The 21,056-nt window shown below is 70.7% G+C and carries 21 protein-coding genes; 13 read left to right on the forward strand and 8 right to left on the reverse strand.

The window, feature by feature from the left end; translation table 11 throughout:
- Nucleotides 1-34 precede the first annotated feature (34 nt).
- The gene (locus AC3RX0_RS02585; protein ID WP_491504374.1) at nucleotides 35-1,102 is read right to left on the reverse strand and encodes a Glu/Leu/Phe/Val dehydrogenase family protein; all 1,068 of its coding nucleotides are present in this window, start codon (nucleotides 1,100-1,102) and stop codon (nucleotides 35-37) included.
- Between the two features lie 201 nt (nucleotides 1,103-1,303).
- Here AC3RX0_RS02585 and AC3RX0_RS02590 point away from each other — a divergent pair, with 201 nt between their 5' ends.
- The 6 genes from AC3RX0_RS02590 to hutI all read left to right on the forward strand — a co-directional run bounded on the left by AC3RX0_RS02590 (nucleotide 1,304) and on the right by hutI (nucleotide 8,761).
- Entirely contained in the window at nucleotides 1,304-1,780 is a 477-nt protein-coding gene (locus tag AC3RX0_RS02590; protein ID WP_491504375.1) for a YbaK/EbsC family protein, read from the forward strand.
- Nucleotides 1,781-1,866: 86 nt separating this feature from the next.
- Entirely contained in the window at nucleotides 1,867-3,408 is a 1,542-nt protein-coding gene (gene hutH / locus AC3RX0_RS02595) for a histidine ammonia-lyase (protein ID WP_491504376.1), read from the forward strand.
- A gap of 14 nt (nucleotides 3,409-3,422) precedes the next feature.
- On the forward strand, nucleotides 3,423-5,081 hold the full coding sequence (gene hutU / locus AC3RX0_RS02600) for a urocanate hydratase (RefSeq protein ID WP_491504377.1): 1,659 nt from the start codon (nucleotides 3,423-3,425) through the stop codon (nucleotides 5,079-5,081).
- A gap of 1 nt (nucleotide 5,082) precedes the next feature.
- A complete protein-coding gene (locus AC3RX0_RS02605) occupies nucleotides 5,083-6,303 on the forward strand; it encodes an allantoate amidohydrolase (RefSeq protein WP_491504378.1) in 1,221 nt (406 codons plus the stop codon).
- Nucleotides 6,300-7,592, forward strand: coding sequence for a formimidoylglutamate deiminase (locus AC3RX0_RS02610; protein WP_491504379.1), 1,293 nt, complete (start codon nucleotides 6,300-6,302; stop codon nucleotides 7,590-7,592). Before AC3RX0_RS02605 ends, AC3RX0_RS02610 begins: the two co-directional genes overlap by 4 nt.
- Nucleotides 7,589-8,761 (forward strand): imidazolonepropionase, encoded by a 1,173-nt coding sequence (hutI, locus tag AC3RX0_RS02615; protein WP_491504380.1) that lies wholly within the window; start codon nucleotides 7,589-7,591, stop codon nucleotides 8,759-8,761. Before AC3RX0_RS02610 ends, hutI begins: the two co-directional genes overlap by 4 nt.
- Before the next feature lie 10 nt (nucleotides 8,762-8,771).
- On the opposite strand, the gene AC3RX0_RS02620 is transcribed toward hutI, so the two are convergent.
- From AC3RX0_RS02620 to AC3RX0_RS02630, 3 genes are read right to left on the reverse strand one after another with little or no spacing between them, the layout of a single operon-like run.
- Complete coding sequence (locus AC3RX0_RS02620) at nucleotides 8,772-9,377, reverse strand: hypothetical protein (RefSeq protein WP_491504381.1); 606 nt, start codon at nucleotides 9,375-9,377, stop codon at nucleotides 8,772-8,774.
- Nucleotides 9,374-9,847 carry a SixA phosphatase family protein gene (locus AC3RX0_RS02625; protein WP_491504382.1) on the reverse strand — a complete coding sequence of 158 codons (474 nt, stop codon included), beginning with the start codon at nucleotides 9,845-9,847 and terminating at the stop codon, nucleotides 9,374-9,376. The genes AC3RX0_RS02620 and AC3RX0_RS02625 overlap by 4 nt, the downstream gene beginning before the upstream one ends.
- Nucleotides 9,848-9,854: 7 nt before the next feature.
- Nucleotides 9,855-11,126 (reverse strand): DUF445 domain-containing protein, encoded by a 1,272-nt coding sequence (locus AC3RX0_RS02630; RefSeq protein ID WP_491504383.1) that lies wholly within the window; start codon nucleotides 11,124-11,126, stop codon nucleotides 9,855-9,857.
- Between the two features lie 48 nt (nucleotides 11,127-11,174).
- Here AC3RX0_RS02630 and AC3RX0_RS02635 point away from each other — a divergent pair, with 48 nt between their 5' ends.
- On the forward strand, nucleotides 11,175-11,447 hold the full coding sequence (locus AC3RX0_RS02635) for a metal-sensitive transcriptional regulator (protein WP_491504384.1): 273 nt from the start codon (nucleotides 11,175-11,177) through the stop codon (nucleotides 11,445-11,447).
- Between the two features lie 48 nt (nucleotides 11,448-11,495).
- Here AC3RX0_RS02635 and AC3RX0_RS02640 read toward each other — a convergent pair whose 3' ends face one another.
- Together AC3RX0_RS02640 and AC3RX0_RS02645 are read right to left on the reverse strand one after the other, a co-directional pair.
- Nucleotides 11,496-12,839, reverse strand: coding sequence for an MFS transporter (locus AC3RX0_RS02640; RefSeq protein ID WP_491504385.1), 1,344 nt, complete (start codon nucleotides 12,837-12,839; stop codon nucleotides 11,496-11,498).
- Between the two features lie 70 nt (nucleotides 12,840-12,909).
- Nucleotides 12,910-13,932: an MBL fold metallo-hydrolase gene (locus tag AC3RX0_RS02645; protein ID WP_491504386.1), complete on the reverse strand. Its 1,023-nt coding sequence runs from the start codon at nucleotides 13,930-13,932 to the stop codon at nucleotides 12,910-12,912.
- Between the two features lie 99 nt (nucleotides 13,933-14,031).
- Here AC3RX0_RS02645 and AC3RX0_RS02650 point away from each other — a divergent pair, with 99 nt between their 5' ends.
- Nucleotides 14,032-14,943: a LysR substrate-binding domain-containing protein gene (locus AC3RX0_RS02650; protein ID WP_491504387.1), complete on the forward strand. Its 912-nt coding sequence runs from the start codon at nucleotides 14,032-14,034 to the stop codon at nucleotides 14,941-14,943.
- Between the two features lie 23 nt (nucleotides 14,944-14,966).
- The gene (locus AC3RX0_RS02655; RefSeq protein WP_491504388.1) at nucleotides 14,967-15,374 is read left to right on the forward strand and encodes a pilus assembly protein CpaE; all 408 of its coding nucleotides are present in this window, start codon (nucleotides 14,967-14,969) and stop codon (nucleotides 15,372-15,374) included.
- Nucleotides 15,375-15,377: 3 nt separating this feature from the next.
- On the opposite strand, the gene AC3RX0_RS02660 is transcribed toward AC3RX0_RS02655, so the two are convergent.
- Nucleotides 15,378-16,586 (reverse strand): MFS transporter, encoded by a 1,209-nt coding sequence (locus tag AC3RX0_RS02660; protein WP_491504389.1) that lies wholly within the window; start codon nucleotides 16,584-16,586, stop codon nucleotides 15,378-15,380.
- 349 nt (nucleotides 16,587-16,935) lie between these two features.
- On the opposite strand from AC3RX0_RS02660, the gene nrdH reads away from it, so the two are divergent.
- The 4 genes from nrdH to nrdF are packed head-to-tail and all read left to right on the forward strand — an operon-like array spanning nucleotide 16,936 to nucleotide 20,775.
- Nucleotides 16,936-17,169 carry a glutaredoxin-like protein NrdH gene (gene nrdH, locus AC3RX0_RS02665; protein WP_491504390.1) on the forward strand — a complete coding sequence of 78 codons (234 nt, stop codon included), beginning with the start codon at nucleotides 16,936-16,938 and terminating at the stop codon, nucleotides 17,167-17,169.
- A gap of 1 nt (nucleotide 17,170) precedes the next feature.
- Complete coding sequence (gene nrdI, locus AC3RX0_RS02670) at nucleotides 17,171-17,614, forward strand: class Ib ribonucleoside-diphosphate reductase assembly flavoprotein NrdI (protein ID WP_491504391.1); 444 nt, start codon at nucleotides 17,171-17,173, stop codon at nucleotides 17,612-17,614.
- Nucleotides 17,596-19,755 carry a class 1b ribonucleoside-diphosphate reductase subunit alpha gene (nrdE, locus tag AC3RX0_RS02675; protein ID WP_491504392.1) on the forward strand — a complete coding sequence of 720 codons (2,160 nt, stop codon included), beginning with the start codon at nucleotides 17,596-17,598 and terminating at the stop codon, nucleotides 19,753-19,755. Before nrdI ends, nrdE begins: the two co-directional genes overlap by 19 nt.
- Nucleotides 19,756-19,797: 42 nt before the next feature.
- Entirely contained in the window at nucleotides 19,798-20,775 is a 978-nt protein-coding gene (nrdF, locus tag AC3RX0_RS02680; protein WP_491504393.1) for a class 1b ribonucleoside-diphosphate reductase subunit beta, read from the forward strand.
- A gap of 47 nt (nucleotides 20,776-20,822) precedes the next feature.
- On the opposite strand, the gene AC3RX0_RS02685 is transcribed toward nrdF, so the two are convergent.
- Nucleotides 20,823-21,011: a hypothetical protein gene (locus tag AC3RX0_RS02685; RefSeq protein ID WP_491504394.1), complete on the reverse strand. Its 189-nt coding sequence runs from the start codon at nucleotides 21,009-21,011 to the stop codon at nucleotides 20,823-20,825.
- Between the last annotated feature and the right edge of the window lie 45 nt (nucleotides 21,012-21,056).

A 21,056-nucleotide genomic window follows, 5' to 3' on the forward strand; every position in this document is an offset into this window, starting at 1 on the left:
AGCTCTCGTGATACTCGGTCCGCGTGCGGGCGGGTCAGACCCGGGCGGTGCGGGCCGCGTCCAGGCGTGCCGCGGCGAGGTTCTCGGCGGCCTCGAGGGGAGTCGTGCCGGCGGCCTCGGCCTCGTCGAAGATGCGGCGCACGGTGTCGCCGATGGCGCTGACGCGCTGCATGATCTCCTCGCGCGTGCCGTGCTTCTTCGCCTCGAGGTCGAGGTAGATCACGCCGCCCGCGTTGACGACGAAGTCGGGGGCGTACAGGATGCCGCGGCCGGCCAGGCGGGCAGCACCCGAGCGGTCGGCCAGCGGGTTGTTCGCCGGGCCGCAGACGGCCTTCACCTGCAGCGCGTCGATGACCTCGTCGTCGAGCACGCCGCCGATGCCGGCCGGCACGAACACGTCGCCGGGGACGTGCTGCTCGGTGCCCGGGGTGACCCAGGTCGCGCCGAGGCGGGTCGCCACCTCCTTCTTGGCGGGGTTCACGTCGGTGACCGTGAGGATCGCGCCCTCGGCGGCGAGCCGCTGGGCGAGGCGCCCGCCGACCTGGCCGAGGCCCGAGATCGTGATGCGTCGTTCGGCGACGTCGGCGGATCCGGTGACGCGCTCGAGGGTCGCGCGCAGCGACTCGTAGACGCCCAGGCTCGTCGGACCGGCGGGCTCGCCTTCGCCGCCCGCGGTGTCGGGAAGGCCCACGACGTGCGCGGTGCGCTCGCTGATCGTGAGCATGTCCTCGGCGGTGGAGCCGACGTCCTCCGCCGTGCGGTACAGGCCGCCGAGGGATTCGACCGCGTCGCCGAGGTCGAGGAAGGCGGCGCGGCGCCGGTCGGCGTCGAGCGTCTGGCCCGGCTCGAGGCGGATGACGGACTTTCCGCCGCCGGTGTCGAGCCCGGCCGCGGCGTTCTTCAGCGTCATCGCGGCCGACAGGCGCAGGGCGTCGCCGAGAGCGTCGCTCCAGTGCGGGTAGGTCCACAGGCGGGCGCCGCCCAGCGCCGAGCCGAGCGCCGAGGAGTGCAGCGCGACGGTGAGGAACAGGCCGCTGCGCGCTCCGGTGATCACCTCCACGCGCTCGTGGACGAAATCGGGCAGGGGCAGGGTGTGCGACATCGCGACCTCTTTCGGCGGGCCTTGTGGGCTGTGCGTGCGGCGCCGCGGCTTCGCGGCGCCTGTCTCCATTCTGCCCGGTGCGCGTCGTCCAGATGACAGCAAGAGCCGGCCCCGGCATCCCGAATCGCGGCGTGTCGAGCGCCGTGCGACAGAAAGTCCTGCGATCTGAACGCGTCCGCTGCCCTCATCTAGGCTGGCGGCATGACCGACCAGCTTCCCACCCGCACCCGGCTCGTGCACGACGCCCTGCGCGCCGCCGGGATCCCCGGCGAGATCGTCGTGCTGCCCGACTCGGCCGCCACCGCGCCGCTCGCGGCGGCCGCCCTCGGCGTCGAGGTGGGGGCGATCGCCAACAGCCTCGTGTTCTTCTCGGACGGCGAGGCGCTCCTGGTCATGACCAGCGGCGCCCATCGCGTCGACGTGAAGGCGCTCGCCGAGCGACTGGGGCGGACGAAGATCGCCCGCGCCACTCCCGAGCAGGTGCGCGAGGCGACCGGGCAGGCGATCGGCGGCGTCGCTCCGACCGGACACCCCGCGCCGGTCACGACGGTGGTCGACGAGGCGCTGTCGGCCTACCCGCAGCTGTGGGCCGCGGCAGGCACGCCGCACGCGGTGTTCCCGCTGACGTTCGACGAGCTCGTGCAGCTGACCGGCGGGACCGTCGAGAAGGTCGACTGACCACACTGCCCGACTGTCTGGTATTCCAGACTAAGGATGGTCGTCGCGGCTGCCCGAGCGGGGTCCGAGGGTGTGGAATCGAAGACATGGTCACCCCCGTTCTCGACACCGTCACCGTCGGCGCTTCGCCGCTCACCCCTGCCCAGGTCGTCGCCGTCGCCCGCCACGGCGCGCACGTCGACATCGACGCCGGCGCCGAGGCCCGCGTCGCCGAGGCCCGCGCGCTCGTCGAGCGTCTGGCCGACGACCCGGTGCCGCACTACGGCATCTCGACCGGGTTCGGTGCACTCGCCACCACCTTCATCGCCGCCGACCGCCGCCGCCAGCTGCAGGAGAGCCTGATCCGCTCGCACGCCGCCGGCACCGGCGCCGAGGTCGAGGCCGAGGTCGTGCGCGCCCTGCAGGTGCTGCGGCTGCAGACCCTGGCCACCGGCCACACCGGCGTGCGCCCCGAGGTCGTGCACACGTACGCGGCCCTGCTGAACGCGAACATCGTCCCTGTCGTCCGCGAGTACGGCTCGCTCGGCTGCTCGGGCGACCTGGCCCCGCTCGCGCACATCGCGCTGGCCACGATGGGCGAGGGGCAGGTGCGTGTGGACGGCGAGCTGCAGGATGCCGCGACCGCGCTGGCTGCGGCATCCATCACGCCCCTGGTCCTGGCCGAGAAGGAGGGCCTGGCCCTCATCAACGGCACCGACGGCATGCTCGGCATGCTGCTGATGGCGATCGCCGACCTCGACATGCTGCTGGACACGGCCGACGCCGCCGCGGCCCTGTCGATCGAGAGCCAGCTGGGCACCGACGCCGTGTTCGCCGCCGACCTGATGGCGCTGCGCCCGCAGATCGGGCAGGCCACGAGCGCCGCGAACCTGCGGACGCTGCTGAACCCGTCGCCGATGGTCGCCAGCCACAAGGGACCCGAGGACGGCCGCGTGCAGGACGCGTACTCGCTGCGGTGCTCGCCGCAGGTGCACGGCGCCGCCCGCGACACCGTCGACCACGCCCGCCTGGTGGCCGGCCGCGAGCTGCAGGCCGCCGTCGACAACCCCGTCATCACCTCGGACGGCCGCGTCGAGTCCAACGGCAACTTCCACGGCGCGCCGGTCGCGTACGTCCTCGACTTCCTCGCGATCGCCGTCGCCGACGTCGCGAGCGTCTCGGAGCGTCGCACCGACCGCGCCCTGGACCCCGCGCGCAGCCACGGGCTGCCGCCGTTCCTGGCCGATGAGGTCGGCGTCGACTCGGGCCTGATGATCGCCCAGTATGCGTCGGCGGGCATCGTCTCGGAGCTCAAGCGCCTGGCCGTCCCGGCGTCGGTCGACTCGATCCCCTCGTCGGCGATGCAGGAGGACCACGTGTCGATGGGGTGGGCCGCGGCACGCAAGCTCCGCCGCGCGATCGACGGCCTGGCCCGGGTCCTGGCCGTCGAGGTCATCACCGGCAGCCGCGCGCTCGACCTGCGCGCGCCGCTGCAGGCCGGCCCCGGCACCGGCGCGGTGCGCGATCTGCTGCGCAGCAACGGCGTCGCCGGTCCCGGCCACGACCGATTCGTGAGCCCCGACATCGAGACCGTCACGGGCCTCGTCCTCTCCGGCGCCGTCCGCGACGCCGCCTACGCACAGAACTGAGAAGGAGAACACCGATGAGCGAAGCACGCACCGTGCGCGCGGCGCGCGGCAACGAGCGCACCGCCAAGAGCTGGGGCGCCGAAGCCGCCAAGCGCATGCTGATGAACAACCTCGACCCCGAGGTCGCCGAGCACCCCGAAGACCTCGTCGTGTACGGCGGCACGGGTCGCGCGGCCCGCAGCTGGGCGGCGTACGACGCGATCGTGCGCACGCTCGACGAGCTCGAGCCCGACGAGACGCTGCTCGTGCAGTCGGGCAAGCCGGTGGGCGTGTTCCGCACGAACGAGTGGGCGCCGCGCGTGCTCATCGCGAACTCGAACCTGGTCGGCGACTGGGCGACGTGGCCGGAGTTCCGCCGCCTCGAAGAGCTCGGCCTGATCATGTACGGCCAGATGACCGCGGGCTCGTGGATCTACATCGGCACGCAGGGCATCCTGCAGGGCACGTACGAGACGTTCGCGGCCGTCGCCCGTTCGCTCGGCAAGGACTCGCTCGCCGGCACCTTCACCCTCACCGCCGGAGCCGGCGGCATGGGCGGCGCTCAGCCGCTGGCGGTGACGCTCAACGACGGTGCGGTGCTGATCGTCGACGTCGACGAGTCGCGCCTCGCCCGCCGGGTCGAGCACGGCTACCTCGACGAGTACACGACCGACCTGGACGCCGCCGTCGAGCGCGTCGTGGCGGCCAAGAACGCCGGCGAGGCCCTGTCGGTGGGTGTCGTGGGCAATGCGGCCGAGATCTTCCCCGAGCTGCTGCGCCGCGGCACGCCGATCGACATCGTCACCGACCAGACCAGCGCGCACGACCCGCTCGCGTATCTGCCGATCGGCATCTCGGTCGCGGACTGGAAGGCCGAGGCCGAGCGCGACCCCGAGGGCTTCACGCAGCGCTCGCGTGCGTCGATGGCCGCGCACGTGGCGGCCATGGTGGCGTTCCAGGATGCCGGGGCCGCGGTGTTCGATTACGGCAACTCGATCCGCGCCGAGGCGAAGCTCGGCGGGTTCGACCGGGCGTTCGAGTTCCCGGGCTTCGTGCCGGCCTACATCCGCCCGCAGTTCGAAGAGGGCCGCGGCCCGTTCCGGTGGGCGGCGCTGTCGGGCGACCCCGAGGACATCTACAAGACCGACCGGGCCATCGCCGAGCTGTTCCCCGAGGACAAGGCGCTGCACCGCTGGCTCGAGAAGGCCGGCGAGAAGGTGCACTTCGAGGGGCTGCCGGCCCGCATCTGCTGGCTCGGCTACAAGGAGCGGCACCTCGCGGGCCTGAAGTTCAACGAGATGGTCGCCTCGGGCGAACTGAAGGCGCCGATCGTGATCGGCCGCGACCACCTCGACTCCGGCTCGGTCGCCTCTCCCTATCGCGAGACCGAGGCCATGAAGGACGGCTCGGACGCGATCGCCGACTGGCCGCTGCTGAACGCGCTGCTGAACACGGCGTCGGGCGCCAGCTGGGTGTCGCTGCACCACGGCGGCGGCGTCGGCATCGGCCGCTCGATCCACGCCGGTCAGGTCACCGTCGCCGACGGGTCGGAGCTGGCCGCCCAGAAGCTCGAGCGCGTGCTGACCAACGACCCGGGCACCGGTGTCATGCGGCACGTCGACGCGGGCTACGAGCACGCCAAGGACATCGCCCGTGAGCGGGGCCTGAAGGTCCCGATGCTGTCGGAGGGCTGACATGACGGTGGCCGGTCGCCTGACCGAGATCGCAGACCTCGGCCGTGACGCCGACCGCGGCGGATACTCGCGCCACCTGTTCGACGCCTCGGACGCGGCGCTGCGGGACTGGTTCCGCCGCAGCGCCGAAGAGCTCGAACTGGCCGTGGAGGAGGACGACGATGCCAACCTCTGGGCCTGGTGGGGGATGCCGGGGGCCGGGGCTGTCGCGACCGGAAGCCACCTCGACTCGGTGCCCGGTGGCGGGGCGTTCGACGGACCGCTGGGAGTCGCGAGCGCGTTCGAGGCGGTCGCGCAGCTGCGGGCGGCCGGCTTCGCCCCCGCCCGCCCGATCGCCGTCTGCGCGTTCGCCGAAGAAGAAGGATCGCGGTTCGGCATGCCGTGCCTGGGGACACGGCTGCTGACCGGCGCCGCGGACGCGGCATCGGTACTCGAACGCGCGGATGCCGCGGGAACGACCCTCGCGCAGGCCTGGCGGGAGTCCGGTCGCGACCCCCGGCGGGTCGGGCCCGACCCCGAGCGCATCGGGCGCCTGTCGGCGTTCGTCGAGCTGCACGTCGAGCAGGGCCGGGACCTCGAGGACCGCGGACTGCCGGTCTCGACCGCATCGGCGATCATCCCGCACGGCCGCTGGCGGCTGACGATCTCGGGCGAGGGCAACCACGCCGGCACCACGACGATGGACCTGCGCGCCGACCCGATGGTCGCGCTCGCCGGCGCCGTCCTCGCGGTGCGCGATGTGGCCGTGTCGCGGATGCCGGGGGCGCGCGGCACGATCGGCAAGGCGCAGATCGTCCCGGGCGGCACGAACGTGATCGCATCCCGCGTGGTCGCGTGGATGGACCTGCGGGCCTTCACCGACGACGACGTGCGCGAGCAGTACGCGCTGACGATCGAGCGCGTCCGCGCGGTCGTCGAGGCCGAGGGCTGCGTCCTCGACGTGCACGAGGAGTCGTTCACCCCGCGGGTGGACTTCGACGACGATCTGACCGCCGCGATCACCGCGGCGCTGGAGCCCGAGTTCGGGCCGGTGCCGGCCATCTCGACCGGAGCCGGCCACGACGCGGGCATCCTGGCCGCGCACCTGCCCACCGCGATGATCTTCGTGCGCAACCCCACCGGCGTCTCGCACGCCCCGGGCGAGGGCGCGCGCGACGAGGACTGCGAAGCCGGTGCCCGGGCGCTCGCGGCCGCCCTGCGTGCCCTGGCGGGGACGGCATGAGCGTCATCGCGTCGGCCCACGCCGCCGCGGCCCTGGTCGACGGCGCTTTCGCCGCCGATGTGCGGATCACCGCGCGTGACGGCGTGATCGCCGAGCTCGCCACGGGCGTTCCCGCCGAGCCCGGCGACACACGGCTCGGCGTCGTCGCACCCGGGTTCGTCAACGCCCACTCGCACGCGTTCCACCGGCTGCTGCGCGGTCGCACGCACGGCGGGGGCGGGGACTTCTGGGTGTGGCGCGAGGAGATGTACCGGGCCGCGGGTGCCCTCACCCCGGAGTCGTATCGCACGCTGGCCGAGCGCGCCTTCACCGAGATGCGGAATGCCGGATACACGGCGGTGGGGGAGTTCCACTACGTGCACCACCGGCCCGACGGCACGCCGTACCCCGACCACGCCATGGAGCTGGCCCTGGCCGACGCGGCCGTGGCCGCCGGAATCCGGCTCGTGCTGCTGGACACCTGCTATCTGCGCGGCGGCGTCGGCATGCAGCTGAGCGAGCGCCAGCAGCGGTTCGGCGACGGCGACGTGCACGCATGGCTCGAGCGCTGGCACGGCCTGCGCGATGCGGTCGCGGCCGATCCGCGCCGACGCGCACTCGTGTCGGTCGGGGCCGCGGTGCACTCCGTGCGCGCCGTCACGCCGGCAGACCTCGCCGTCGTCGGCCGCGAACTGCCCGCCGGTGTGCCGCTGCACGTGCACCTGTCGGAGCAGGTCGCTGAGAACCAGGCGTGCCTGGACGCATACGGTCTGACGCCGACGGCGCTCCTGGCCGAGCACGGGCTCGTGCACCCTCGGCTCGCCGCCGTGCACGCGACCCACCTGACCGACGACGACATCGCGCTGCTGGGCACGGCGGGCGCGTCGATCGTGATGTGCCCGACGACCGAGGCCGACCTCGGCGACGGCATCGGTCCTGCCCCCGAGCTGCAGGCTGCCGGCGCCACCCTGTCGATCGGGTCGGACCAGCATGCCGTGATCGATCCGTTCGAAGAGGTCGCCCGGCTCGAGCTCGACCAGCGCCTGCGCGCCCAGAAACGGGGCATCTTCACGCCCGCGCAGCTGTGGCGCGCCGGCAGCGCCGGCGGCGCCCGCGCGCTGGGTCTCGGGGGAAGAGGGCAGGATGCGGCCGGCCTGCGCGTCGGGGACGCGTTCGACGCCGTCGAGGTCGATACTGACACCACCCGCACACGCGGGGCCGACCTGCTGCAGCTGCCGCTGGTCGCCCGTACCGGAGATGTGACAGCGACGATCGTCGGTGGCATCCTGACCCGGAAGGACGTCTCATGACCGCCCCGGCACTCCTCATCACGAACATCGGCGAGCTCACCACGAACGTGGCCGCGGGCGACGACCTCTGCGGCACGCTCACCGACGCGGCCGTGCTGATCGAGGGCTCGCGCATCGCCTGGGTCGGGCCTGCGGCATCCGCCCCCACTCCCGAGAACGTCATCGACGTCGGTGGACGCGCGGTGATCCCGGGGTTCGTCGACAGCCACAGCCACCTCGTGTTCGGCGGCGAGCGGTCCGCTGAGTTCGCCGCACGCATGGCCGGCGATCCGTATGCCGCCGGCGGCATACGCACGACCGTGGCCGCTACCCGCGCCGCGACCGATGACGCGCTGCGCCGGCGCCTGACCGGGCTCATGGCCGAGCTGCACGCGCAGGGCACCACGACGGTCGAGATCAAGACCGGCTATGGCCTCACCGTGCACGATGAGGCGCGGCTCGCACGCCTGGCGGCCGAGGTCACCCCCGAGGTGACATACCTCGGCGCGCATGTCGTGCCGGCCGAGTACGCCGACGCCCGCGACGACTACGTCGAGATCGTCTGCGGGCCGATGCTCGCCGCGTGCGCCCCGCACGCCAAGTGGGTGGACGTGTTCTGCGAGACCGGGGCGTTCACCGCCGACGAGTCGCGCCGGGTGCTCGAAGCCGGCATCGCCCGCGGCCTCGTCCCGCGCGTGCACGGCAACCAGCTCGGCGAGGGACCGGGCGTGCAGCTGGCCGTCGCGCTGGGCGCGGCGTCCGTCGACCACTGCACGTTCCTCAGCGACGACGATGTCGCGGCCCTCGCCGGCTCCGACACCGTCGCGACCCTGCTGCCGGGTGTCGAGTTCTCGACCCGCCACCCGTACCCCGACGCGCGCCGGCTCATCGACGCCGGCGTCACGGTCGCCATCGCGTGTGACTGCAACCCGGGGTCGAACTTCTCGAGCTCGATGCCGCTGATGGTCGCCCTCGCCGTGCGCGAGATGAGGATGACGGTGCCCGAGGCGATCTGGGCGGCCACCGCCGGCGGTGCGCGGGCGCTGCGCCGCGACGACGTCGGCGTGCTGGCCGTCGGCAAGCGCGCCGACCTCGTCGTGCTCGACGCCCCGAGCCGCACGTATCTCGCGTACCGCCCCGGTGTGCCGCTGATCGACAGCGTCTACAAGGACGGCCGCCAGGTCGGCTGAGGACCGCGGGTCACCCGCCGGGCAGCACCACGACCTCGCGATCGCGGTCGGGCCACAGCACCGTGATCGCGTGGCCGCCACCGGGCGCCGGCGCGAGCTCCACCTCGGGGATCGACAGCCCGGTGCGCAGGATCCGCATCGGCTTGCTGCCGCCGCCCACGGTCTTCTCCTCGATCTGCGGCACGGCCGGATCGGCGGCGCCCAGACGCACCGCGACGATGACCGGAAAGCCGGTCGGCGGCTCGTGCACGGTGGCGCACGGCGTCGCTGCCTCGTCCGACACCGCGATCTCGCCGTCCCACGGCACCAGCATCCGCAGCTCGGAGTGCACGGCCGCACCGTGCGCGTCCACGCGCACATCCACGCCCTGGTGCACCTCGGTGATCACCGGCTCCTCGCCCTGGGCCATCTCGACCGCGTGCCCGGTCAGCCGCACGCCGGCGACCGTTCCCGCGTCGATGCGCAGCATCCGCACCTGCCAGTCGCCGCGCGTGGCCGTCGCCACCGTGACCGCTGCGTCGCCGAGCCGGCGGTCGACCTCAGCCCACGGCATCCATTCGCGAATCGACCCGTCGGCGTCGAGCAGACCGACCGCGTTCGCCGGCGCCCCGCTCATCCGCGCGGGGAATCGAAGGCGAAGGATGCCGGATCCACCGCGGTCGCGACGTCCCAGTCGTCTTCGTCCCACCTGAAGACCGCCACCGCGCACGTCGGCATGTGGGCGATCTCGTCGCCCGACAGCCGTGCGGCCAGCGCGCTCATGCCCGGATCGTGCGCGACGACCAGGACCTGTGCGGCACTCGCCCGGGCGGCCGCCGCGAGGATCGCGTCGGCCGGCGCCCCGTACAGGTCCGCGTCCAGGTCGACGGCCACGCCCAGCGCCGCGCCGAACGCCTCGGCGGTCGTGCGGGCCCGCAGGGCCGTGCTCGAGACGATGACGTCGGGGTGCAAGCCCGTCGCCGACACCCGCGCGGCCATCGCCGGCGCATCGCGCAGTCCGCGCGCGTTCAGCGGCCGGTCGTGATCGGGCACGTCCGGATCGCCCCAGTCGGATTTCGCGTGTCGCACGAGCGCGAGAGTGACCATGGCTCCATCATCCCAGGGTCAGCTGCGCGACGACGAAGATGGCCAGGCCCGCCAGCGCCCCGATCACCGTGCCGTTCAGGCGGATGTACTGCAGGTCGCGCCCCACCATGAGCTCGATCTTCTCGGTCGTCTCGGCGGCGTCCCACCGCTCGATCGTGTCGGTGATGATCGAGGCGATGTCGTGCCGGTAGCGCTCGACGCCGAACACCGCGGCGTCGGTGATCCAGCCGTCCACCCGCCGCTGCAGGATGTCGTCGGCGGTCAGGCGCTCGCCGGCGTCGACGAGGGCCTCTCTCATGCGGCCGCGCAGCCCGCTGCCGGGATCGGCGAGTGCGTCCAGCAGCCCCGCCTTCGCGGTACCCCACACGCGGGCGGCGAGCTCGCGCACGCGCGGGCTGTCGAACACCGCCCCCTTGGCGTCCTCGAGCCGCGCGATCATCGCCGGGTCGTGCTGCAGCCGGTCGGCGAGGCGCTTCAGGTACGCGTCCAAGGCGAGGCGGGCGGGATGCCGGGGGTCGGCCCGCACCGCGTCGGCGAATCTCATCGCCTCGGTGTAGACCGTGTCATCGACGAAGCGGTGCGCGATCTTCGGCACCCAGCCGGGCAGGCGGCGCGAGACCAGGCCCTCGAACGCCGTGTGGTTGGCGGCCAGCCACGTCGCGATGCTGTCGACGGCGAGGTCGACTGCACCGCGGTGGGCATCGGCATCCACCACGCGCTGCAGCCAGGTGCCCGCCGGCGGCCCCCATTCCGGCGCGATGAGGTGATCGCGTGCGAGGTCGGCGATGAGCTCCTGCACGTCGGCGTCGTCGAGCGCGCGCAGGACGCCGGCGGCCATCGCCGAGCCCTCGGTCGCGACGCGTTCGGCGTGCGCAGGCCGGGCGAGCCAGGCGCCGAGCCGCGCGGCGATGCCCGCCTGCTCGAGCTTCGCGCGCACCACCGGGCCGGACAGGAAGTTCGTCTCGACGAACTCGCCGAGCGACCGGCCGATCTCGTCCTTGCGGGTCGGGATGATCGCGGTGTGCGGGATCGGCAGTCCGAAGGGATGCCGGAATAGCGCCGTGACGGCGAACCAGTCCGCGAGCGCGCCGACCATGCCGCCCTCGGCGGCCGCGCGCACGTACGTGAGCGCGGGGACGCGGTCCTCGAACACGAACGAGAACGCGAACACGACCGCCAGGACCGCCAGCGCGCCGAGGGCGATCGCCTTCATGCGCCGAAGGCCCCGGCGCCGGACCCGGTCGGCGGGACTGAGACTGTCCGTCGGGGTGCGCGCCATGGCGCCATCCTCGCACCCGAGGCCCCTTGGGGCGGGTACCCTTGCCGCGTGATCGAAGACATCAAGAAGCGGGCCCTCCACCGCACGGCGATCCTGGAGGGACAGGTGCGCGGCCTCGCGAAGATGATCGAGAACGAGGACTACTGCATGGACATCATCGGGCAGTCGCGGGCCATCCAGAAGGCGCTCGCCTCGCTCGACAAGCTGCTGCTGGAGAACCATCTGCGCACGCACGTGGCGCACATGTTCGAGAACGGCGGCGACGAGCGCGAGCAGGCCGTCTCGGAAGTGCTCAAGGTCTACGACGTCGGCAACCGCTGACGGCGAAGCGCGCACCGGCACGGGCCGATGCGCGCTCCGCAGCCAGGATCAGGACGCGGCGTGGATGTCGATGTCCTTGCCCTCGGGGGCGAGCAGCATGGCGACGCCCGCTGCGATCATCACGACGATCCAGAAGACCGCGACGGGCCAGGCGGCGCCGATGCCCACGACCAGTCCGGTGGCGATCAGCGGCGAGAAGCCGGCGCCGATCGTCGAGGCCGACTGATAGGCGACCGACGCGCCCGAGAAGCGCAGCGCGGTGGGGAACTGCTCGGCCACGAAGGCGCCGACCGGCCCGTAGACCAGGCCCTGCACGAGTCCGTTGCCCAGGACGATCGCGATCGCGAAGCCCCACACGGTGCCCGTGCCCAGCAGCAGCATGATCGGGAAGGCGAGCACGGCCCCGAGCGCGCAGCCCGTGACGATGACGGCGCGCCGACCGATGCGGTCGCTCACCTTGGCGGCGAGGATCCCGACCACGACCGTGAGGACGGCGGCCACGGCCTTCCAGTTCAGCACGCCTGTGCGGTCGGCGCCGTGCTCGACGGCCTCGGCGACGCCCCACACGGTCATCAGGCCCTGCGTCGAGGTGAAGGCGAGCACCGCCAGCAGCGACAGCACGACCGCGCGCCAGTGGTGACGCAGCACCTGCACGATCGGGATGCGGGTCCGCGAGGCCTCGGCGCGCTGTGCCAGGCGCTGGAAGTTCGGGGTCTCCGACACCTTGAGGCGGATGACGAGGCCGACTCCGACCAGCACGATGCTGAACAGGAACGGCACACGCCAGCCCCACGACATGAACTGCTGGTCGGGCAGCACCGAGAACAGTCCGAGCATGAGCGTGGCCACCACGGCCCCGACCGGGCCGCCCGCGCTGGAGAAGGCGGCGGCCAGTCCGCGGCTGCGCGCCGGTGCGTGCTCGAGGGCGACGAGCGTCGCGCCACCCCACTCGCCGCCGACCGAGACGCCCTGCACGACGCGCAGCACCACCAGGGCGATGGGAGCGGCGATGCCGATCTGCGCCGTCGCCGGCAGCAGTCCCATCAGTGTGGACGCCACGCCCATCAGCACGAGCGTGAGCACGAGCACGACCTTGCGGCCGCGGGTGTCGCCGAAGTGGCCGAACAGGATGCCGCCGAGGGGACGCGCGATGTAGCCCACCGTGAACGTCGCGATCGAGGCGAACAGGCCGAACTGGGGCCCGAGGCCGGCGAAGAACACGTGGCTGAACACGATGCTGGCCGCCGTCGCGTACAGCACGAAGTCGTAGAACTCGATCATGCTGCCCATGAAGCTGGACGCGATCACGCGGCGCATCTCGCGCGTGGTCAGCGACAGCTGGGTGCCGTCGGCGCCGAGCTGCGCGCCGGGGGCGGGGGAGTCGGAGGACATCGTCGTAACCGTATTGTGGGTCATCATCGACCTCTCTTCTGAGTGGGTGCTTCTGTGGGGTGGAACGGGATCAGACGGCGACCCGGGTGCGGGCGCCGTCCAGGGTGAGGACCTGCAGGTCGTCGGGCACGAGCACGGCGCGATCGTGGCCCGCTTCGGCCAGCCACTGCCGCGTGGGCAGGTGACCGGGCACCAAGTGGTGCAGCGCGAGGCGCGCGGCACCCGCCTCGCGGGCGAGTTCGATCGCTTCGGCCGCGCTCGTGTGGGATTTGCGGTGGTGATCGATGGACGCCCGGGATGTGGCATCCATCGCGCCGCCGTACTGCCGATGCACCCAGTCGAAGCTGATCGCCTCGTGCAGCAGCAGGTCGGCGCCGGCGGCCAGCCGCGCCATGTTCGGCGTCTTGCGGGTGTCGCCTGAGATCGCGATCGTGGCGTCGTCGGTGGTGAAGCGGAACCCGAACGCGGGGGCGATGGGCGGGTGCTCGACGAGGATCGCCTCGACCCGCACCCGGTCGTCCTCGAAGACGGTGAACGGCTGCATGTCGGGTGTCATGGCGTCGTTCGGGTGGTAGCCGATGTCGGTGGGCACCGGGATGTCGCGCGCGTCGAACAGGTCGAACGGCGACGGGCGCAGCGCGTCGAGCACCCGGTCGTTGAGGTCGGTGGCGTGCGCCTCGATCAGCAGCCGGAACATGTCGGCGGTGCCGGGCGTGGGCAGGTGCGGTGCCACGGGCTTCGGCGGGACGACCGCCCGCGGCGAGACCGGGGGCATCATGCCGCGGTCGCCGGGTCCGAGGATCGGGATGCGAGGACCTTCGCCCGACAGCCCGAACATGCCGAACAGCGCGATGTTGGCGAGGTCGGTGGTGTGGTCCGAGTGCAGGTGCGTGAGGAAGACGCCGCCCAGCCGGTCCATGGTGAACCCGGCGCGGGCGAACTGGCGGCCGGCGCCGATGCCGGCGTCGACGAGGTAGACGCGCTCGCCGACCGCGATCGCCGTGGAGATGCCGAAGCGCGAGTGCGCATCGATCGGGGTCCACCAGCGCGGGCCGCCGGCGGTGCCGAGGGTGACGACAGAGGTGCCGGTCATGGATTCTCTCCCAGTTCGTTCGGGGCGATGGATCCATGGTGCGACCCGTGTAATCATTTGAAAAACGGGAAAAGCCGAACGAGAACATCGGGAGAAGCGATGAATGGTGGCACGCTGCGCCAGCTCGAGTACTTCGTCGCCGCGGTCGACACCGGCACCGTGAGCGCGGCCGCCGCGCGATGCCAGGCGTCGCAGGCGGCGGTCTCGGCCGCCCTGAACGACCTCGAGCGGGCCCTGGGCATGCAGCTGCTGGTGCGCCGTCCTGCGAAGGGCGTGACGGTGACCGGCGGCGGACAGAGCGTCCTGCCGATCGCGCGCCGGATCCTGGCGGACGCCGCCGAGCTGTCGGAGCTGGCGGCGGCCGAGCATGGAGAGGTGGCGGGGCGGCTGCGCATCGCCTGCACCATCGCGCTGTCGCCGCGCGTGCTGCCGCTGGTGGCGGCCCAGTTCGGGGCGCGGTATCCGCGTGTCGAGCTGGATGTCACGGACGGTCTGGCCACGGATGTGCAGGAGCGGGTGCGCACGGGGGCAGCCGACGTCTGCCTGCTGTACCGCCGGCAGCTGGGCGAGGGACTGGACGCGCGGACGGTGCGCACGGTGGAGCCGTATGCCGTGCTGGCCGCCGACCATCCGCTGGCCGGCCGGAGTGATCTCGCCCTCGAAGAGCTCGCCGGCGAGCAGCTGATCATCGTGCGCGCGGCCGAGTCCAGCCGGGTGATCGAGGCGCTGATGGAGGACGCGGGCGTCGTGCCGCACGCCGGCTGGGCGTTCTCGAACCCCGAGACCGTACGCGCCATGGTGGCGCACGGCCTCGGCTACTCGGTGTTCAGCGGCAAGCCGATCGGCACCGAGGCGTTCGACGGCCGCCGCGTCGCCTACGTCCGGGTGCGCGATCGGGTCACGCCGAACGAGGTGGTGCTGGCGGTGCCGCGGGGCCAGCGCCCGAACGCCCGGCTGGATGCGCTGTGGTCGATGCTCGGCGAGGCGGAGGTGCAGGCCGCGTTCGGATGAGCGTGCGGGCATACCCTGAGGGAATGATCTCCACCGACCTCGCACGCCGGCTGCGTGAGACGGGCCTGGTGTGGCATCCCGCCTCGGGCGATCGGTTCCAGCTCGACGAGCCCGAGTTCGAGGCCGACGTGTTCACGGTCAGCGACATGACGATCGAGCCGCGCACGTATCCGACCGGCAGCATCCTCGCCTTCAACGGCACGACCGAGTGGGCGCTGGACTCCGTGGCCCTCGAGGACGCGCTGTGGCTGCCCGGCGAGGATCAGCTGCGCGAGCTGCTGCGCGGCACGTTCCGGGCGCTGCGGCGCCTGCCCGACGCGTACGCGGTCGACGTCGAGATCGCGGGCAAGGCGCTGTCGTTCGAGCACCCCGAGCCGGCCGACGCCTACGCGCTCGCGCTGCTGGAGCTGCTCGGCCGCGTCACCCGCTGACGATCACGAGGCGACCGTGTGCACCGGCTCGGTGTCGGGCATCGGGCTCGCGTCGCGGAAGCGCAGGTCGGGGAATCCGCGCACGCACAGCACCGAGACGATGAGGCCGGCCACGGCGAACCCGGCCGCGGTCCAGTACGCGCCGGTCGGGCCCATCCCGTCGATGAGGAACCCCGCGATGGCCGACCCTGCGGCCGCGCCGATGAGCTGGCCGGTGCCCACCCAGCCGAACGCCTCGGCGGTGTCGCTGAACTTGACGCTGGCCGTCGTCATCGCGAACATCACGGCCAGAGCCGGAGCGACGCCGATGCCGGCCACCAGAAGGGACCCGCTCAGCCACCAGACCGACAGCGAGAACGTCGTGACGACAAGGCCCGCTGCCACGATCGCCATCCGCCGCGCCATCGCCCACCGGCCGATCGGGATGCCGCCCGACAGCAGGCCGCCGGCCAGGCTCCCGACCGAGAAGATCGCCAGGACCAGGCCCGCCTGCAGCCCGCCGTGGCCGAAGGTCGCGATGACGCCCGCCTCGACGGCCGCGCACGCCCCGATCAGCAGGAAGCCCATGACGGTCGCCAGCAGCACCGCCGGCCGGGCCAGCACGCGTCCGAAGCGGCGGCGGCTGCGCGGGATGCGCACGCGCCCGAGCTCGGGCGAGAGGATGAACCAGCTGCCGCCGGCGAACAGGATCACGACGACCATCACGATGCCGACGACCGTGCCGATCTGCGTGGCGACGATCGTGATCACGACCGGCGCGAGGATCCAGATGATCTCCTGCAGCGAGGCATCCAGCGAGAACAAGGGGGTGAGCTGGCGCGAGTTGACCATCTTCGGATAGATGGTGCGCACCGCCGACTGCACCGGCGGCGTGGACAGTCCCGACATCAGGCCCAGCGCCATGTAGGCGGCGATCGGCAGCTCGAACAGGCCGATGCCGGCCAGCGACATCGCGCACACGATCATGGTCAGGGTCAGCACCCGGCGCATGCCCCACCGGCCCATCCAGCGGCTCGTGATCGGGCCTGAGATCGCCTGCCCGACCGAGGCGGCGGCCAGGACCAGGCCGGCCGCGCCGTATGTGCCCGTCACGTGCTCGATGTGCATGAGCAGCGCGAGGCTCGTCATGCCCGAAGGGAAGCGCGCCGTCAGCTGCGCGGCGATGATGCGCCCGACTCCCGGCGTGCGCAGAAGATCCCGGTATCCCGCCACGGGTCAACGTTACCGGCGCGCTCGACACGCCCGCGACACGCCGTGGGCGTTGTCCACAGGAAAACCGGTGTCGGAGGTGCCGCATATGGTCCGGGATGTGGATGGATGCCGCCAGTCGGGCGGAAGACCCGCGTGAATCAGCGTTTCCGCGGCCTCGACGACACCCGCGCGGTTGTGGATGAAACGGTGGACAAGCTGTGTTGTACATGGGGAGAGCGGTGGAAAACTACATAGATGTAACTACTATCCCTTGTGGTGCTTCCGAGTGTCCGTCCCCATATGTAGTATTGGGGGACCGGCGGGGGGAACTGCCGGACAGAGGGACCGAATGAGGGGAGAGACAGTCGACATGGCGATCACGGTCTACACGAAGCCGTCCTGTGTCCAGTGCAACGCGACGTACCGCGCTCTGGACTCGAAGGGCATCGAATACGAAGTGCACGACCTCACCGAGGACCCGGCAGCACTCGAGCAGGTGAAGGCGCTCGGCTACCTGCAGGCGCCGGTCGTCATCACCGATGAGGACCACTGGTCGGGCTTCCGTCCCGACAAGATCGACGAGCTCGCCGCCCGTCTGGCCTGACATGCCCATCGCGGTGGCAGCGCCGCTTCTCGTCTACTTCTCCAGCGTCTCGGGAAACACGGCGCGATTCGTCGAGAAGCTGGGCCTGCCGGCCCGGCGCATCCCGCTGCACGCCGGGCCGCACAGCGTCGAGCCCCCGCTGCACGTGGACGAGCCGTTCGTGCTCGTCACACCGACCTACGGCGGGGGACAGGGGCGCGGCGAGGAGAAGGGCGCCGTCCCCAAGCAGGTCATCAGGTTCCTCAACGACGAGGACAACCGCAAGTGGATCCGCGGAGTCATCTCCGCGGGGAACACGAACTTCGGTCAGGCGTACTGCCTGGCCGGGGAGATCATCAGCCGCAAGTGCCACGTGCCGCACCTGTATCGGCTCGAACTGTTCGGCACGCCCGAGGACGTCGCCCGCGTGAGCGATGGATTGGAAAAATGGTGGAAGCTGCAGTGACGGACGAGGTTCCGTTCAAGACCGACGCGCGGTTCGAGGGTATGGACTACCACGCGCTGAACGCGATGCTGAACCTGTACGGCGCGGACGGGAAGATCCAGTTCGATGCCGACAAGCGTGCGGCCCGGGAATACTTCCTGCAGCACGTGAACCAGAACACGGTGTTCTTCCACTCCCTGAAGGAGCGCCTGGACTACCTCGTCGAGAAGCAGTACTACGAGGGCGACGTCCTCGCGAAGTACCCGTTCGAGTTCATCCAGAAGCTCAACGATCGCGCATACGCGAAGAAGTTCCGGTTCGAGACGTTCCTCGGCGCGTTCAAGTACTACACGAGCTACACGCTGAAGACCTTCGACGGCAAGCGCTACCTCGAGCGCTTCGAGGACCGCGTCGTGATGACGGCGCTGGGCCTGGCCGACGGCGACCAGCAGCTCGCGACCGATCTCGTCGACGAGATCATCTCGGGCCGGTTCCAGCCGGCGACGCCGACGTTCCTGAACACCGGCAAGGCGCAGCGCGGCGAGCTCGTCAGCTGCTTCCTGCTGCGCATCGAAGACAACATGGAGTCGATCGCCCGCGGCATCAACTCGGCGCTGCAGCTGTCCAAGCGCGGCGGCGGCGTCGCGCTGCTGCTCTCGAACATCCGCGAGTCGGGCGCTCCGATCAAGCAGATCGAGAACCAGTCGTCCGGCATCATCCCGGTGATGAAGCTGCTCGAAGACAGCTTCAGCTACGCGAACCAGCTCGGTGCGCGTCAGGGCGCCGGCGCCGTGTACCTCAACGCGCACCACCCCGACATCATGCGGTTCCTCGACACCAAGCGCGAGAACGCGGACGAGAAGATCCGCATCAAGACGCTGTCGCTGGGTGTTGTCGTGCCCGACATCACGTTCGAGTTGGCCAAGAGCGGCGAGGACATGTACCTGTTCAGCCCGTACGACGTCGAGCGTGTCTACGGCGTGCCGTTCGGCGACATCTCGGTCACAGAGAAGTACCGCGAGATGGTCGACGACCCGCGCATCAAGAAGACGAAGATCAACGCGCGCGAGTTCTTCCAGACCCTTGCTGAGATCCAGTTCGAGTCGGGCTACCCGTACATCATGTTCGAAGACACGGTGAACAGGGCCAACCCGATCAAGGGCCGGATCAACATGTCGAACCTGTGCAGCGAGATCCTGCAGGTGAACACGCCGACCACCTACCACGACGACCTGTCCTACGACCAGATCGGCAAGGACATCTCGTGCAACCTCGGCTCGATGAACATCGCCCTGGCGATGGACGGCGGCGACCTCGGCAAGAGCGTCGAGGCGGCGATCCGGGGCCTGACCGCGGTGAGCAACCAGAGTCACATCTCGTCGGTGCGCTCGATCGAGGACGGCAACGACCGTTCGCATGCGATCGGCCTCGGGCAGATGAACCTGCACGGATACCTCGCGCGCGAGCACGTGCACTACGGCTCCGAAGAGGGCCTGGACTTCACGAACATCTACTTCTACACGGTGCTCTACCACGCGCTGCGCGCGTCGAACCGCATCGCGATCGAGCGCGGCGAGACCTTCGACGGCTTCGCCGACTCCGCGTACGCCTCGGGGGAGTTCTTCGACAAGTACATCGATCAGGAGTGGGTGCCGCAGACCGACAAGGTCAAGGAGCTGTTCGCCGGCCACCTGATCCCGACGCAGGACGACTGGCGCGAGCTGAAGGCTTCCGTCCAGGAGCACGGCATCTACAACCAGAACCTGCAGGCGGTGCCGCCGACCGGATCGATCTCGTACATCAACAACTCGACGAGCTCGATCCACCCGATCGTGTCGAAGATCGAGATCCGCAAGGAGGGCAAGCTCGGCCGCGTCTACTACCCGGCGCCGTTCATGACGAACGACAACCTGGCGTACTACGAGGACGCGTATGAGATCGGTCCCGAGAAGATCATCGACACGTATGCCGCGGCCACGCAGCACGTCGACCAGGGCCTGAGCCTGACGCTCTTCTTCAAGGACACGGCGACCACGCGCGACGTCAACCGAGCGCAGATCTACGCCTGGCGCAAGGGCATCAAGACGCTCTACTACATCCGCGTGCGCCAGATGGCCCTCGAGGGGACCGAGGTGGACGGCTGCGTCAGCTGCATGCTGTGATCCCGGACATCCCTCGTCTTGCTTGTATGAAAGAGAACTGACATGACCCCCGAACCGCTCAAGCTCCTGGACAAGGTCCAGGCGATCAACTGGAACCGCATCGAGGACGAGAAGGACCTCGAGGTGTGGCACCGGTTGACGGGCAACTTCTGGCTGCCCGAGAAGGTGCCGCTGTCGAACGACGTGCAGTCGTGGAACACGCTGACGCCCGAAGAGCAGACCGTGACGATGCGCGTGTTCACCGGGCTGACGCTGCTCGACACGATCCAGGGCACCGTCGGTGCGGTCTCGCTGATACCGGACGCGATCACGCCGCACGAAGAGGCCGTCTACACGAACATCGCGTTCATGGAGTCGGTGCACGCGAAGAGCTACTCGTCGATCTTCTCGACGCTGTGCTCGACGAAGGACATCGACGAGGCGTTCCGCTGGTCGACCGAGAACACGAACCTGCAGCGCAAGGCGCACATCGTCATGGACTACTACCGTGGCGACGACCCGCTCAAGCGCAAGGTCGCGTCGACCCTGCTCGAGTCGTTCCTGTTCTACTCGGGCTTCTATCTGCCGATGTACTGGTCGTCGAAGGCCAAGCTCACGAACACGGCCGACATCATCCGGCTCATCATCCGCGACGAGGCCGTGCACGGCTACTACATCGGGTACAAGTTCCAGAAGGGGCTCGAGCAGGTCGACCAGGCCACGCGTGACGCGCTGAAGGACTACACGTTCTCGCTGCTGTACGAGCTGTACGACAACGAGGTGCAGTACACCCAGGACCTCTACGACGGCGTCGGGCTGACCGAGGACGTCAAGAAGTTCCTGCACTACAACGCGAACAAGGCCCTGATGAACCTCGGCTACGAGGCCATGTTCCCCGCCACCGTCACGGACGTGAACCCGGCGATCCTGTCGGCCCTGTCGCCGAACGCCGACGAGAACCACGACTTCTTCAGCGGGTCGGGCTCGTCGTACGTCATGGGCAAAGCAGAGGCCACAGAGGACGACGACTGGGACTTCTAGGACCGGTTGCGCTGGTCTCGCCGTGACCGCACGGCGAGACCAGTCCGCTACGGGTTCTGCATGAGGATCGCCGCCACGATCCCCGCGCCGCCGAGCACGACGGCGGGCACCACCAGGATCAGCAGCGCTTGCCAGGCCCGGTAGTTCTCATACGCTCCGGTGGCCCGTGCGGTTCCCACCGTGCCGATGACCCAGCGTGCGTGCTTCCCTTCGCCGCGTTGCGTGTTCGGCGCCATGATGACTCTCCCGTGTGCGACGGGTGTGTTCTCGTCGTGTCTTCA

This window comes from Microbacterium sp. W1-4-2, from assembly GCF_058349885.2.

Coding starts and splice junctions, on each gene's coding strand:
- hutU (WP_491504377.1), top strand. CDS start 3,423: ATGAGCGAAGCACGCACCGTGCGCGCGGCGCGCGGCAACGAGCGCACC.
- nrdE (WP_491504392.1), top strand. CDS start 17,596: ATGGTGGAAGCTGCAGTGACGGACGAGGTTCCGTTCAAGACCGACGCG.
- AC3RX0_RS02605 (WP_491504378.1), top strand. CDS start 5,083: ATGACGGTGGCCGGTCGCCTGACCGAGATCGCAGACCTCGGCCGTGAC.
- AC3RX0_RS02645 (WP_491504386.1), bottom strand. CDS start 13,932: ATGACCGGCACCTCTGTCGTCACCCTCGGCACCGCCGGCGGCCCGCGC.
- AC3RX0_RS02620 (WP_491504381.1), bottom strand. CDS start 9,377: ATGAGCGGGGCGCCGGCGAACGCGGTCGGTCTGCTCGACGCCGACGGG.
- hutI (WP_491504380.1), top strand. CDS start 7,589: ATGACCGCCCCGGCACTCCTCATCACGAACATCGGCGAGCTCACCACG.
- AC3RX0_RS02685 (WP_491504394.1), bottom strand. CDS start 21,011: ATGGCGCCGAACACGCAACGCGGCGAAGGGAAGCACGCACGCTGGGTC.
- nrdF (WP_491504393.1), top strand. CDS start 19,798: ATGACCCCCGAACCGCTCAAGCTCCTGGACAAGGTCCAGGCGATCAAC.
- AC3RX0_RS02655 (WP_491504388.1), top strand. CDS start 14,967: ATGATCTCCACCGACCTCGCACGCCGGCTGCGTGAGACGGGCCTGGTG.
- nrdH (WP_491504390.1), top strand. CDS start 16,936: ATGGCGATCACGGTCTACACGAAGCCGTCCTGTGTCCAGTGCAACGCG.
- AC3RX0_RS02610 (WP_491504379.1), top strand. CDS start 6,300: ATGAGCGTCATCGCGTCGGCCCACGCCGCCGCGGCCCTGGTCGACGGC.
- AC3RX0_RS02585 (WP_491504374.1), bottom strand. CDS start 1,102: ATGTCGCACACCCTGCCCCTGCCCGATTTCGTCCACGAGCGCGTGGAG.
- hutH (WP_491504376.1), top strand. CDS start 1,867: ATGGTCACCCCCGTTCTCGACACCGTCACCGTCGGCGCTTCGCCGCTC.
- AC3RX0_RS02630 (WP_491504383.1), bottom strand. CDS start 11,126: ATGGCGCGCACCCCGACGGACAGTCTCAGTCCCGCCGACCGGGTCCGG.
- nrdI (WP_491504391.1), top strand. CDS start 17,171: ATGCCCATCGCGGTGGCAGCGCCGCTTCTCGTCTACTTCTCCAGCGTC.
- AC3RX0_RS02650 (WP_491504387.1), top strand. CDS start 14,032: ATGAATGGTGGCACGCTGCGCCAGCTCGAGTACTTCGTCGCCGCGGTC.
- AC3RX0_RS02590 (WP_491504375.1), top strand. CDS start 1,304: ATGACCGACCAGCTTCCCACCCGCACCCGGCTCGTGCACGACGCCCTG.
- AC3RX0_RS02640 (WP_491504385.1), bottom strand. CDS start 12,839: ATGTCCTCCGACTCCCCCGCCCCCGGCGCGCAGCTCGGCGCCGACGGC.
- AC3RX0_RS02625 (WP_491504382.1), bottom strand. CDS start 9,847: ATGGTCACTCTCGCGCTCGTGCGACACGCGAAATCCGACTGGGGCGAT.